Origin of the sequence: Leclercia adecarboxylata (assembly GCF_006171285.1) — a bacterium.
GTDB lineage: Bacteria > Pseudomonadota > Gammaproteobacteria > Enterobacterales > Enterobacteriaceae > Enterobacter > Enterobacter barmai.
The window spans coordinates 4,836,265-4,849,630 of the sequence record NZ_CP040889.1 but is presented as its reverse complement, the minus strand read 5'-3'; the positions used below and the strand labels follow the sequence as shown (position 1 = coordinate 4,849,630).

Below are 13,366 nucleotides of genomic sequence, written 5' to 3'. Positions count from 1 at the left end.
TCATGAGTGAGTCAAAAACATCAGCGACAGGAGTATTCGGAAAGGCTCAGGCTCCTGCACAACGAAAATGTTGGATAGAAATTCAGCTTGTTGATGAAAATGATAATGCTGTGGCGAATATGCCCTGGCGGGCGGAAAATGAGGCTACCCGCGATAAAGTCATAGATCCTTATACTGGTGTGACTGATTCTAAAGGCATTTTGCGTATTGATGATTTACTTCATCCTGATTTGACGCTTTTTGTGAAGGCTCAACCGCTTGCGGATGTTATGGAGCAGCGTCCTTTAAGTATAGAAAGAACCTATTCCTACTCGATGAAAATGTCACCGGTCACCGTTGATAAAAAGGCTGGCCTCATTTGTTATTATGTGGTTATCGGGCAGTTGTGTGATAAAGCGCCTAGCATTCCTGGCTGGGAAGGTAAAGAATTGCCTTCTTTCCATTTTCCTGATCCAGAGTTTTCAGGCTTAACGATCTCAAATATGTATTTTAATTCGAGAGTTATTGTGAAAATATGCCCGTTCAGAGCGTGGAATATTCTTTTGCATCATACGAAAGACTATTCAATGGTTAATGCAGTGAATCTTGGACTACTGTCCGACTTTGCATATGAAGGAAGAGAGAGAATTCTTTCATTTTTCAATCAACATTGTCAGGATATGTCCAAAGTTCCTTCAATGCTACATACCCCTGTTGCTATAGACGTTCCGTTTCGACAGCGTTATGTTAATCCGGTTTTTTTGGATACTACTGAAGGTGATAATGGAAAGGGGGGATCGCAGCTTTTTTATGTATATAATGACAGGCAATTAATCGTCGGTTGGAGAGGTACAGAACCTAATAAATTTTTCGATATAGATACCGATCTGACTTTTTTTCCAACTTCCTGTCCAGATATTGTTCAACATGGATATTGTCACTTAGGCTTTTTAGATGCATATAAACTGGCGGAGAGTAAGTTTCATAATGAGTTTGACACGATCAGACAATTATCAGAAAAATATGAATTTTTTATCACAGGTCATAGTTTAGGTGGTGCTCTTAGCTTAATACACTCGGCGACATTAAAGGATTCATTACCCTTAGTATATAGCTATGGAATGCCGCGCACGTTTACAAAGAATGCTGTATTGTTATTGGATGGTGTAATTCATTTTCGACATATAAATGATAGTGATACGGTTTCCAGTGTGCCAATTGAAATTGATGTCTATAATGAAATGTATAAATCATGGGCTAATTTAGCTTCTATTTTTGGTGCTCCGAAAATAATATCTAATACTGCAATAAAATTAAAAGAAAAAACGGCTGATCCTTTTTGGCATCATGGGGGTATTGTTGTATTTTTTAAAGCAGAACAATCCATGGTTAAGTATTTGAAAAAAACAATTAAGCCACCATCCACAGAGTTTGGGGTCAATTCGCCTACGATTAAAATAAAGCAAATATCATACGAAAAAGCAAAATTATATATTGTTCCTCAGCTTAATGAAAATCTATTTTGTGAGTCAGCAGAAAAACAGAAAAATTTTGTACATTGTTTGGATCCTGATAGTCTTAAGCGTTATTTTCCTAAAAATACAAACCCCGATCTTGACTCTTTATCTAATCCAATAAATCACTTAATGGCAAATAAGTATATACCATTTCTGAATAATCAATTGTTAGAGTTAGAAGATCCGTCTCGCGGACTTGAGAGGAAAAATAAACGACAGGAATTCGAAAAGAAGGTCGATGAAGCGATGCTATCAAGCGATGAGCACTCATCAGATGAGGCTGCCCGCAACAAGCTATTTCTTAAATTGCAAACTTTTTTGCCGCATGCATTAGAAATGTCGAAATGTGATATTGTAAGTAAGAATGCTCTTGTCCGATTTAATAATTTATCAAAGGAGCGATATGAAGATATTAATTAATTGTAGCGTTCTGCTTATATCCTTTCTTCTTATAAGTTGTGAAAGAAATGAACAACTACAGCCGCCCTCCAATGGAAAAAAAGTATTAATAAAAGTTAAGTTACCTTCAGATTTAGATGTATTACCATTAGGAGTCATGTATCGTTCTGAAATTTGTCATAAAAAACGTAATGCTCCTGATGGGAAATCACATGAGGAACCTGGTTTTAACTTTATAAAAATGAATCTGAAAAGACGCGGAAATAGCTCTGAGTATGATTTATTTGTTCCTTTCGATGGGGGAGGTCAATGTAATTGGAAACTCAGCAATGTGACCATCGATATTCAATATAGTTCGGATGCATTCAAAGAAAATATTGATCATGTCATTGGCGCAGGAATTATTGTCATTTTTGATAATAATCGCCCACAAAGGGATGATGGTGTCTATGAAAATGTTACTGGTGATTTGTTTATCTCTAAAAATTATTTTCCTTGGATTAATGAAAGGTTTTTAAATGGACGCTCGAGAGATTTATGGACATATGGTAAGAGGTTATATTCAACCTATAAAACAAAAGATACTTATAGAGTTGTTTTTTCTCCAGAATCAAACTCGAATATTATAACATATTCAATTGGGCAAAAAGTAAAAAACAAAAACGGACGAAATTTCACGAAGTATATTTATCCCGATGGTGAAATTGTTGAGAATGGGGGCGCATTCCCTGATTTTGATAAAATAGAAAGTATTGCCAGTAAAAATCTTGAGTGATGAAATTATGTCCATGCATTTGGCAGCAATCGAGGATATTACTCAAATATTCACTGGCTAAACTCTCTTTACATAATAGATCAAACCTTAATGGTAGATCAGGTTCAGGCACAAATTCAGACTTACATTTCCGGGATAGGTACCGCGGCTGGCGAATCAGACTCTGCCATCGGTATGGGGCTAGGGACCAGTATTCTGGATATGTTTGAAGGTGTAGTGACGAAAACTGATCAGGCAATGAAAGGGATCACCCGTGCGATACTAGAGTTTATGGAATACGATTTGAACCCTGATTTTTGCATCGCAAAAATTCAGTTTGATATCTTCGATTTTAATCGGGGGGGCTGCAGCGGCGCGACACTTTGCCAATCGGGTTATGGAGCAGGATCCTGCTATAGCCAGTGCGATTGAAGAAGGGCTCAGAGGGGACTATTACGATGGCAAACCTTCAGGTGAAGTCCGCTTCCTGGGTATTTTCGATACTGTGGCGGCCATTGGTGGGATCAGCAATTTCTTCGACATTAATGGTCGCAGTAATCCGAGGGTGAAGCTGGAATTACGACCTTCGGTTGCGAAAAAAGTTTTTCATATTACGGCAATGAATGAATACCGGTATAACTTCAGCCTGAACAGCATTCAGGGCATGTGGCCCGAGCTTTCTCTACCGGGAGCGCATTCAGATATTGGTGGGGGTTACAATCCGGTGGGGTCACCGATGCAGGAAAATGAAAGTCTGTTTCTGAGCTGCCCCGAATTTGAAATCGTCAGCGACGATACTAGAGAAACCGATACGCGAGTATATCGTAATGCGGAAAAAGCCAGAGAAATGTTGATGTCTCTGCCTGCCTTAAAACACATTTTACCGCATGGAAAAATAACCACCAAAACCCGTTCCGTCGGTGTGATAAATAGCAATCAACGTCGGAACGGCATGATACAAAAACAGGTGGGTGCCGCAGTGTTTTTTGAGCGTATGGCCGTTCCCAATGAATGGGCCAACGTCTGTCTGCGTGTGATGATTGATGCGGCTCAGGAGGCGGGGGGATTATTTGAACCAATTCGTCAAACAAACACAGAGTTACAACTTCCCTCCGAATTAATACCTTTGGCTGAGAAAACCATCGCCCAGGGAAAATCAGTACGTCTGGGAAAGGAGCCTCAGGCCTTTACTGAGGAAGAACGGCTGCTTATAGGTAAATATACCCATTGCTCCGCCAAATGGAATATCGAGTCTGATCGTAATTTATGGGTGGATCCTAAAACGGGAGAGATATTTATTCATCATTTTGGTCCCAAAGAAGATAAGGCGTTTGTCTTCCCGAATAAACCCAATGATCACTGGGTACGTTCCGTTTGGTAAATGGACGATCAACAGCGACTAAATGATAACGCAGAAAAAAACGACGACGGTATGGCCTCAAATTATTAACGCATAGGATGGCAATATGACTAAGGTTGACTTCATCTTAACTACACTGCTGTTTATGTCAGTGACCGGGTGTACTGTAGAAAAATCACCGGTTGCAGTCCCTGGTGAGACCGAGTGGGGCTACAAAAAACTGCCTTACGACCAATGGGAATTTTTATTTATTTACCCTTGGGCATTGCCCGCTCTGGCGACCCAGGCACTGATGGTGGATGGCGCTGGTTATAAAATAACCTACCAATATGTTGACAACACCGAGCCAAGTAAGGTCAGCGTGGGCCGCTGGAATGACCGTCTTGGAGGAGTTGAGACTTATTACAACAAAGGCAAGGCGCTCCCCCTGATGCTGCGCTTCTGCTGGGACTCGGTTATCGATAAAAAGAGTTATGAAACCCTTGTATTGTTTAAAAAAGGCACCTGGGAGCAAATGACCACGCCTTTCACTGACAATTACCGGAATGAAACTTACTACCGTTCAACCATGATTATTGGTCTGGCTCCAGAGGGTAAGGTGAGCGTCTGGCTGGGAGATCGCGGTAATCCGGTGGTTCCTCAGTCAGATGCCAAAATTACCACGGTATCCGGTGACAGAATGGAGATGTGCAAAGGTGTGACTAAAAGTGATTTTTCATATGGATATGATCAAGATATTAAAGAATTTATCGAAGGTAAAACCTACCCCTACGGTAAGTGGTGACAGCCAGCACAAGCGTCCAGTGATTAACGCTACAGGATGGCAATATGACTAGAGTTAAAATCATTTTCACCGCCCTGTTGTTGGTGTCAGTAACAGGGTGTGTCGCAGAAAAATCTTCGTTTGCTGCCCCGGGAGAGACTGAATGGGGCTACAAAAAACTGCCTTACGACGAATGGAAATTTCTCTTTATTTATCCCAAAGCGTTGCCCGCCCTGGCCACCCAGGCGCTGATGGTGGATGGAGCCGGTTACAAGACTACCTTCCATTATATTGATACCACCAGATCAAGTCAGGTCAGCATAGGGCGTTGGAATGACCATCTGGGGGGTACTCAGGCCTATTACAATAAAGGTAAAGCGTTGCCCCTGATGCTGCGGTTCTGCTGGGACTCGATTATTGATAAAAAGAGTTATGAAACCCTGGTATTGTTTAAAAAAGGCACCTGGGAGCAAATGACCACACCTTATACAGACGGCCGCTGGGATGAAACCTACTATCGTTCAACCATGATTATTGGTCTGGCTCCAGAGGGTAAGGTGAGCGTCTGGCTGGGAGACCGCGGTAATCCGGTGGTTCCTCAGTCAGATGCCAAAATTACCACGGTATCCGGTGACAAAATGGAGATGTGCAAAGGTGTGACTAAAAGTGATTTTTCATATGGATATGATCAAGATATTAAAGAATTTATCGAAGGTAAAACCTACCCCTACGGCAACTGGTGAGACCCAATATCAGCATAACAGTAAATGATGGCAATATGACCAAAGCTAAAATCATTTTGACTGCACTGTTGTTGGTGTCAGTAACAGGGTGTACCGCAGAAAAATCTTCGTTTGCTGCCCCGGGAGAGACTGAATGGGTTTACATAAAACTTCCTTACGACGAATGGAAGTTTCTCTTCATTTATCCCAAAGCGCTGCCCGCAAAGGCTACACAGGCTCTGATAGTGGATGGAACTGGTTACAAAACTACCTACCAGTATATTGATACCACCAGACCAAGTCAGGTCAGCGTAGGGCGCTGGAATGATCGCTTGGGAGGGGTACAGGCCTATTACAACAAAGGTAAAGCGTTGCCCCTGATGCTGCGGTTCTGCTGGGACTCGGTTATCGATAAAAAGAGTTATGAAACCCGGATAATGTTTAAAAAAGGTACGTGGGAGCAGATGACCACACCTTATACAGACAGCCGCTGGGATGAAACCTACTATCGTTCAACCATGATTATTGGTCTGGCTCCTGAGGGTAAGGTGAGCGTCTGGCTGGGAGACCGCGGTAATCCGGTGGTTCCTCAGTCGGATGCCAAAATTACTACGGTATAAGGCGACAAAATGGATATGTGTAGAGGAGTGACTGATTTCCCTGATGGTTATGGATACACGAAAGGGACAAAAGCTTTTATCGAAGGTAAAACCTATCCCTACGGCAACTGGTGAGAGTCGGCATAAGAATCCAGTTGTTAACGTTACAGGATATCAATATAGCAGTGAGCTTAACGAATAGATGAACGCTTGTTTCTGTTTTTATTTATTTAAGATTAAAGGAATAGTCGATTATGAGATTTTTGTTTTTGTTTTTTATTGTCGGTGCTACTTCTTGTGTTTCCCAACCAACAAGCATTGATTCGGCCACGGAAATGAACGCTGATGAAGTATATACTCTGGCTAATATGTATAGTTCAGGGTTTGGGGCCCCGAAAGATACAATAACTGCTATAAAATTATATGAAAAAGCAGCAAGGCTTGGAAATGTTGATGCTCAACTTACTTTGGGTGATATTTATTATAATGGTGAGGATGTTCGGAAAAACCATTCCAAAGCTAAGTATTGGTACGAGAAATCGGCAAGAGGTGGCAACGCAATATCTCAATCTAATTTAGGGTATATGTATTTGAATGGAGAAGGTGTCCCCGTTGATAATAATACTGCCAGATACTGGTTTGAGCTTGCAGTAAAACAGGGTGATCCTGCGGCAGAGTATTTTTTGGGAGTAATGTATGCTGATGGGAAGGGAGGTGAGAAAGATGAGCAAAAGGCAAAATTATTGTTTCAGAAAAGTTGTTCGGGAGGATCACCCATGGCTTGTGATAAGTTAAATGATAGAAATTAAAAGATAACAAATTAAATACTCCTTTGCTGTTTGCTTTTAATTGAAGGATAGATGATTAAAGCATATTTAATGTTGGAGCGTATTATGTCTAAAGGTTTCGTTTTACTCGGTGATAAAACTACACATGGCGGGGAAGTTATTTCAGCATCTTCAACCATGATTGTTAACGATAAAAAAGTTGCCCTGATTGGCGATATGATGAGTTGCCCTGTACCTGGGCATGGCACCAATCCCATTGTGGAAGGTTCGCCGGAATGGTCATCTGACGGCAAAGCTGTTGTGGTTGACGGCTGTAAATGCCAGTGCGGATGTCAGGTGATCTCCAGTGCTCCGGAATGTGCAATAGGATAATCCATGGGCTGGAACAGAGCGAAATCAATGACAACGGAGTTGTCCCCGGAACCATCAATGATGTGGTGTTTTCTGACCGGTATTTTGTCAGTAATTATCGGGATTGTATTATTCATGGTCCACGCCTCAGGCATAGTGAAAGAGCTCATGGTATTCAATGTCTGGATTCTTTCCCTCGCCCCGTCAGGGATCTGGCTGTTTTTACTCTGCCTGAGAGGCTGGTTGTGGGGTAAAGAAGTAGATAAGCATAACTTTCTGAAAAAAGAGGCTGACCATGCACAGAAACAGTGGCAAACCTGGGCCGAACGATATCTTGCGATTGCCGGTAGTTCTATTTTTTTACCCGATTCGATCACCGTAGGATGCCTTCATAATAACTTTCCGCAGCAGTACGGTCTTGCCAGAAAAATCGATTATCTCCCTGCCAGTAATTATCCGGCCGATCAATCCCTGCGCGAACTGCTTAAAGGCATAAAGGATGCGCTATATCAGTTGCCTTCGGAACTTCCGGTAAAAGTAACCCTGGTAACCGATCTGCCCGACGCCGGGCTGTCAGCGTCCTTTACCAGTGTCTGGGCATCTCTGTTCCCAGACCGCGCCATTCCGGATGACATCACCATCACGCCAGCTTTTTCCATGGCATGGGTCGAGGAACGTCTGAAGCTACCCGTCCTGACCGTTGATCTAATCCTCGTAATGCAGCTGTGTGGTGGTGACGCATACTCTGACGGGCTGGCCGCGCTGCTGCTGACCAGCGACGATGTGGCACGAAAATACGTCCTGCCGCACCCGGCACGGCTGCTGCGGCCAATGCCGCTCGATCTGAACAAATTTGACGAAGATCTCACACTGTTTCTCGAAACCCAGACGATTGCCTGTCGTACTGCCCGTGTGCTGGGCGATAGCTGCAGCTGGGAAACGATAGCCGCACCGCTAATGACCATCGGGATCAAGCATGGCGCCGGGTGGGATCCTGCCGGACGCCTGCTGCTGGAAAAATGGTGTGGTATTCCAGGCCCCGCAGCCCCGTGGTTACTGACAGCCCTGGCAGCCGACCTGGTCCGCCTGAGTAATACCTCTCTTCTGACGTTGTTCTCTTCCGGAGAAGAACGCTTTATCAGCACCGTCACATCAGGAAGTGAAAATGAACACAACGGGTAGTCTGTTTGGCCGTTTTGGGCGGGTCGGGGTGGTACTTGCCAGCGTGACGGCTTTGTGGTGGCTGATTTCTCGGTATGGAACTCGTTTTGGTATAGAAACACGCAACGGGCAGATCCTGACCCTGGTGATCCTCTGTCTGGGGCTGGCTTTTATCCGCTACCTGCCGGTCATAAAAAAATTCGTACGGGAGCTGGCCCATCGTCGCCAGGCCCGCCAGGAAAACGCTTTGCCCGACGATGAATCCCGTCTGGTACAAACCCCACCGCGTAACGTTACTGTTGCGGATATTCGCCAGGCATTGCGCCATCAACATGGCCGGTTTTGGGGACGCAAAGTTCGCATTCTGCTGGTCACCGGCCACGTCAGTGACGTGGAGCAGCTAACGCCCGGGTTGACGGAACAATACTGGCAGGAAGTCCAGGGGACTTTACTTCTCTGGGGCGGCGACCCTGCACAGCCTGAGGACAAGGCCTGGCTCACGGCGCTACGTCGGCTGCGTTATCGGCCCGCTGACGGGGTAGTCTGGGTGACAAATAGCCTGACCGGGAAATCCTCGGCCACGCTCAACGACGATGCGCTGGACGCTTTTTCCCGTGCTATCAGCGCACGCTATGAATGCCTTGGCTGGCGACTGCCACTGTATGTCTGGTCACTGCAGCAGAGCCCTGATGACGCTGAAAGAGTCACCCAGCCGGTAGGCTGTCTCCTGCCCGCAGGATGCAGTCCTGACAGACTGGCCGCGCAGGTACAGGCTCTGGTACCGAAGCTTATTGCGCAGGGTATCCAGCAGGTCTGCGGCTCACCGCAACATCATTTTCTGTTGTCACTTGCCGATCGTCTCACTCGCAATCTTTCTGACATCTCCGGACCACTGTCCGCAATGCTCAGTCCGTATCGCCCGTTGCCGCTAGCGGGTGTGGTCTTCAGCCCGTCAACTGTCGGCGGCATTCGCAGCGTGAAACATCGCTGGGGTATGGATAATCGCTGGCAGGTACTCCCAGATTCTGTGCTGGAGTTGCCCTCCAGACTTCGTCCTTCGCGTCCTGGATTTAGCTGGCTAAGAGGAATGTATGTTGCGGCCGCAATATTGCTGATGCTATGGGGAGCGGTAATGACGGTATCTTTCCTTGCCAACCGCAGTCTGGCCGTGAGCGCGCAGGAGCAGGTGCTGAAGGCCTCGACAGAAAAACAATCACCGGAAACCCGCCTGCAGGCTCTCGGTGAACTGCAAAAAATGCTTTCACAGCTGACGTACCGCTCACAGCACGGTGCGCCCTGGTTCGCCCGTAGTGGTCTCAGCCAGAACGATAACCTGCTGGCAGCACTCCTCCCGCGTTACGGAGAAATGGCTCAGCCGATGCTTCGTGATGCCGCCGCGAAGCATCTCTTACAGCACCTGAACGCGTTTGTGCAGCTTCCACCCGATAGCCCGCTGCGTGAACGGCGAGCAAAAACGGCTTACGACCAGTTAAAACTTTATTTGATGCTCGCCCGTCCGGAAAGAATGAACGGCGCGTGGTTCTCCGCCACGCTGATGCGCGACTGGCCGCAACGTTCTGGGGTGGCTGACGGCGTCTGGCAGGGCATCGGCCCGTCTCTCCTTACATTTTACGGCTCAACTCTGGCATCGCATCCACATTGGCGTCTGCATGCTGACGATTTGCTAATCAACCAGACGCGTACTCTGTTGATAAACCAAATGGGGAGGCGCAACAGCGAGTCTACCCTTTATCAAAAGATGCTTGCACAGGTGGCGAACCAGTATTCAGATATGCGCCTGACAGATATGACGGGCGACACGGAGGCCTCGCGTCTTTTTATCACTAATGAGATTGTACCAGGGATGTTCACCCGACAGGCCTGGGAGGAGGCAGTACAGCCTGCCATCGATAAGGTGGTGAAAGAGCGCCGGGATGAAATGGACTGGGTGCTGAGCGACAGCCAGCAACCCTCCGCGCAGCAGGTCTCACCAGAGGTACTGAAACAAAGTCTGACGATGCGTTATTTCGCGGATTACAGCGGTGCATGGTTGGATTTTCTCAACAGTCTGCGCTGGCAGAAAGCTGTAACCCTTTCCGATGCCATAGACCAGTTAACCCTGATGGCGGATGTTCGGCAATCACCTCTGGTTGCGCTAATGAACACTTTGAGTATTCAGGGGCGCACCGGGCAGACCGGTGAGGCAATAGCTGATTCGTTAGTAAAATCAGCGCGAAATATACTTGGCAGAGATGTACAACCAGCCATTGACCAGAATGGAGGCAAACACGGCCCCCTGGATGCCACCTTTGGTCCGGTGTTAGCTCTCATGGACAACCGTGACGGTGGGGCACGCACCAGCAGCCTTAATCTTCAGACCTTCCTGACCCGCGTCACTCAGGTGCGTCTGCGCCTGCAACAAGTGACCAACGCGACTGACCCACAGGCGATGACCCAGGCGCTGGCCCAGACAGTGTTCCAGGGCAAGGCGGTGGATCTAACAGAAACCCGTGATTACGGCAGTCTGGTAGCGGCTGGGTTGGGGCAGGAGTGGAGTGGGTTCGGGCAGACGATGTTTGTCCGTCCGATGGAGCAGGCCTGGCAGCAGGTACTGATGCCGGCGGCGGAAAGTCTTAATGCACAGTGGCGCAGCGCGGTTGTGGATGACTGGAACAGTGCTTTTGGCGGACGATATCCGTTTAAGGACGTCAACAGCGAAGTCTCTCTGCCGCTGCTGGCGAAATACCTCAATGCCGATTCCGGGCGCATTACCCGCTTTTTACAAACCCGGTTGAATGGTGTCCTTCACAAGGAGGGAAGTCATTGGGTGCCGGACAGCATCAACACACAGGGGCTGACGTTTAACCCGGCTTTTTTGCGGGCAGTAGACACCTTGAGCCACATATCCGATGTCGTGTTCACCAATGGGGACGCCGGGCTGTCCTTTGAACTCCGTCCCGGCACTGCGGATGGCATTATGCAGACCATGCTGGTGATTGACAGTCAGAAACTCAATTATATGAATCAGATGCCCGCCTGGAAGCGGTTTAACTGGCCTGCTGATACCGAAGCGCCAGGGGCATCTTTAAGTTGGGTAAGCACCCAGGCAGGAACACGGCAATATGCCGATATGTCCGGAGCCTGGGGCTGGATACGGTTACTCGACAAGGCGGTAGTCAGCGCCTATTCAGGAACGGGCAGCAGCTGGAGTCTGAACTGGAAAGCACAGGACGGTAGGCCACTAAACTACACGCTGCGCACTGAGGCGGGTGAAGGACCACTGGCGCTGTTGAAATTACGTAACTTCACGCTTCCGGAGACGATATTTAACATCAATGCAGCGCAAGAAGCAGAGATTGATGACAGCGTGATTGACTATGAAGGAGAGACTAACTAATGGCAAACCTGCAGACATTGCTGGCAGCCTGTCAGGTAGAGCAGACAAATCTTGCCGAACAGGCGCAACGGCGGCTGGCGCAGTGGGAAAACTGGTTGTTACCGTTATCCGCAGCTAACCCGACGGGTGACGACCCCGGATACGATGATGATTTTCAGCAGATGCGTGAGGAGGTGAATAAGCTTTCAGGGGCAGATACTGAACTCGTCTGCCAGCTAGCTGAAAAACTCCTTACCACGGTAACCAAAGATATCCGCGTTGCTTCGTATTATGCCTGGGCGCAACTACACCGTAACGGCGAGACAGGGATGGCGGACGGGCTTGAACTCCTGGCTGCGTTAATACAACGTTTTCATTCGCAGCTTCATCCACAACGCGAGCGTAGTCGGCAGGGGGCTATGGAGTGGCTTGCAAGTTCACGAATGCTCGACAGCCTGTCTCGGTATCCGGAAGTCAATAATGCCGCCACCGTGCGTATCGCTGGCGCTCTATTGCTGCTGGAGCAGGGGGCGAACATGGCCTTACCGGCTGCGTTGTATACCGCACTGGAATCCCGCTTGCAAAAATCCGGCGGTCCGGATGCAGTAGTACCGCAGAACGTCAGCGATACCAGTCATCTTGCTGCTTCGTACGCCAGCGTGCCATCGCTCACGGGGATTGCTTCAGGTCAGGAGCTTTTATCACAGGCACGGGTACTGGCTGATTACCTGCGAAACCAGCCAGACGGTTGGTTGTCCGCCCACCGTCTGATAAAAAATCTCCGGCATGACACTCTTCATCAGTTACCGCCACTCCAGGCGGACGGTAAAACCCGCATTGAACCGCCGAAGCCGGATCAGCGAGCACAGCTAAAACGCCTGTACCTGCAACAGAGCTGGCGTGAACTGATGGAAGAGGCTGACAGTCTGTTGTCCCGTGGCGCCAACCACTTGTGGCTGGACGTTCAGTGGTATCTGCATCAGGCCCTGATGAAGTCCGGCCAGGAAAATGAAGCAGCCATTGTGCATGCTGACCTTAAAGGGCTGCTTTCGCGTCTGTCTGGACTGGAAACACTGGCTTTTAACGACGGCACACCCTTTGCCGATGACGTGACCCTGAACTGGATCCAACAGCAAGTGCTGGACAATCAGGTGGGATGGGGCGAGGAGCACAGAGTCAGTTCTGCTGCTACCAGTGATAATGATGTACTACAGCTGGAGCCTGAGGCGCTCACACTTGCGGACAGCGAGGGGCCCGAAGCGGCTCTGGCATGGCTGCAGGCGCGTCCGGGCATCACGACATCACGCAGCCGCTGGATGGTGCGCTTGCTGATGGCTCGAATTGCCGAGCAGACGGGAAAAAATGAGTTGGCTTTGCACCTGCTGCGCGAGCTGGACAGCAGTGCCGCGGTTTATACGATTACGGATTGGGAGCCAGAACTGCTGTTTGAAGTGAAGGCCCGCCGGCTCAAACTGCTGAGAACGAAGGCCGGGCGTAGCGAAGCCGATAAAAAACACCTCAATCCGGAAATGGAAAATCTTTTGGCTGGGTTGATTGCGATCGATCCGGTGAAAGCCGCAGTGCTCTGCGGTTGATC

General features: G+C 48.0%; 12 protein-coding genes. All 12 read left to right on the top strand.

Going from position 1 to position 13,366, the window contains the following annotated elements; translation table 11 throughout:
• Positions 1–2: 2 nt before the first annotated feature.
• The 12 genes from FHN83_RS24915 (at position 3) to tssA (ending at position 13,364) form a co-directional block, all read left to right on the top strand.
• Entirely contained in the window at positions 3–1,916 is a 1,914-nt protein-coding gene (locus FHN83_RS24915) for a lipase family protein (RefSeq protein ID WP_255296477.1), read from the top strand.
• The gene (locus tag FHN83_RS24910) at positions 1,900–2,670 is read left to right on the top strand and encodes a hypothetical protein (protein ID WP_139565295.1); all 771 of its coding nucleotides are present in this window, start codon (positions 1,900–1,902) and stop codon (positions 2,668–2,670) included. The genes FHN83_RS24915 and FHN83_RS24910 overlap by 17 nt, the downstream gene beginning before the upstream one ends.
• A 90-nt stretch (positions 2,671–2,760) precedes the next feature.
• Positions 2,761–3,081 carry a hypothetical protein gene (locus FHN83_RS29050; RefSeq protein ID WP_419146401.1) on the top strand — a complete coding sequence of 107 codons (321 nt, stop codon included), beginning with the start codon at positions 2,761–2,763 and terminating at the stop codon, positions 3,079–3,081.
• A complete protein-coding gene (locus FHN83_RS24905) occupies positions 3,047–4,030 on the top strand; it encodes a phospholipase effector Tle1 domain-containing protein (protein WP_419146400.1) in 984 nt (327 codons plus the stop codon). Before FHN83_RS29050 ends, FHN83_RS24905 begins: the two co-directional genes overlap by 35 nt.
• Before the next feature lie 85 nt (positions 4,031–4,115).
• Positions 4,116–4,793 (top strand): DUF2931 family protein, encoded by a 678-nt coding sequence (locus FHN83_RS24900; protein ID WP_139565294.1) that lies wholly within the window; start codon positions 4,116–4,118, stop codon positions 4,791–4,793.
• A 44-nt stretch (positions 4,794–4,837) separates the two neighbouring features.
• The gene (gene tli1, locus FHN83_RS24895) at positions 4,838–5,515 is read left to right on the top strand and encodes a T6SS immunity phospholipase A1-binding lipoprotein Tli1-EAEC (protein WP_139565293.1); all 678 of its coding nucleotides are present in this window, start codon (positions 4,838–4,840) and stop codon (positions 5,513–5,515) included.
• 35 nt (positions 5,516–5,550) lie between these two features.
• Positions 5,551–6,114, top strand: a complete 564-nt coding sequence (locus FHN83_RS24890; RefSeq protein ID WP_327062100.1) for a DUF2931 family protein — start codon at positions 5,551–5,553, stop codon at positions 6,112–6,114.
• A 233-nt stretch (positions 6,115–6,347) separates the two neighbouring features.
• Positions 6,348–6,902, top strand: a complete 555-nt coding sequence (locus tag FHN83_RS24885) for a tetratricopeptide repeat protein (RefSeq protein WP_139565292.1) — start codon at positions 6,348–6,350, stop codon at positions 6,900–6,902.
• Between the two features lie 84 nt (positions 6,903–6,986).
• Entirely contained in the window at positions 6,987–7,253 is a 267-nt protein-coding gene (locus FHN83_RS24880) for a PAAR domain-containing protein (RefSeq protein WP_139565490.1), read from the top strand.
• A gap of 3 nt (positions 7,254–7,256) precedes the next feature.
• Complete coding sequence (locus FHN83_RS24875) at positions 7,257–8,414, top strand: type VI secretion protein (protein WP_255296476.1); 1,158 nt, start codon at positions 7,257–7,259, stop codon at positions 8,412–8,414.
• A complete protein-coding gene (locus tag FHN83_RS24870) occupies positions 8,398–11,790 on the top strand; it encodes an ImcF-related family protein (protein ID WP_139565291.1) in 3,393 nt (1,130 codons plus the stop codon). The genes FHN83_RS24875 and FHN83_RS24870 overlap by 17 nt, the downstream gene beginning before the upstream one ends.
• On the top strand, positions 11,790–13,364 hold the full coding sequence (gene tssA, locus FHN83_RS24865; RefSeq protein ID WP_139565290.1) for a type VI secretion system protein TssA: 1,575 nt from the start codon (positions 11,790–11,792) through the stop codon (positions 13,362–13,364). The genes FHN83_RS24870 and tssA overlap by 1 nt, the downstream gene beginning before the upstream one ends.
• Positions 13,365–13,366 lie beyond the last annotated feature (2 nt).

Excerpts from the sequence above, each read along its gene's own strand:
- FHN83_RS24885 (WP_139565292.1), top strand. The coding sequence starts at position 6,348 with ATGAGATTTTTGTTTTTGTTTTTTATTGTCGGTGCTACTTCTTGTGTT.
- FHN83_RS24875 (WP_255296476.1), top strand. The coding sequence starts at position 7,257 with ATGGGCTGGAACAGAGCGAAATCAATGACAACGGAGTTGTCCCCGGAA.
- FHN83_RS24910 (WP_139565295.1), top strand. The coding sequence starts at position 1,900 with ATGAAGATATTAATTAATTGTAGCGTTCTGCTTATATCCTTTCTTCTT.
- FHN83_RS24880 (WP_139565490.1), top strand. The coding sequence starts at position 6,987 with ATGTCTAAAGGTTTCGTTTTACTCGGTGATAAAACTACACATGGCGGG.
- FHN83_RS24900 (WP_139565294.1), top strand. The coding sequence starts at position 4,116 with ATGACTAAGGTTGACTTCATCTTAACTACACTGCTGTTTATGTCAGTG.
- FHN83_RS29050 (WP_419146401.1), top strand. The coding sequence starts at position 2,761 with ATGGTAGATCAGGTTCAGGCACAAATTCAGACTTACATTTCCGGGATA.
- tli1 (WP_139565293.1), top strand. The coding sequence starts at position 4,838 with ATGACTAGAGTTAAAATCATTTTCACCGCCCTGTTGTTGGTGTCAGTA.
- FHN83_RS24890 (WP_327062100.1), top strand. The coding sequence starts at position 5,551 with ATGACCAAAGCTAAAATCATTTTGACTGCACTGTTGTTGGTGTCAGTA.
- FHN83_RS24915 (WP_255296477.1), top strand. The coding sequence starts at position 3 with ATGAGTGAGTCAAAAACATCAGCGACAGGAGTATTCGGAAAGGCTCAG.
- tssA (WP_139565290.1), top strand. The coding sequence starts at position 11,790 with ATGGCAAACCTGCAGACATTGCTGGCAGCCTGTCAGGTAGAGCAGACA.
- FHN83_RS24870 (WP_139565291.1), top strand. The coding sequence starts at position 8,398 with ATGAACACAACGGGTAGTCTGTTTGGCCGTTTTGGGCGGGTCGGGGTG.
- FHN83_RS24905 (WP_419146400.1), top strand. The coding sequence starts at position 3,047 with ATGGAGCAGGATCCTGCTATAGCCAGTGCGATTGAAGAAGGGCTCAGA.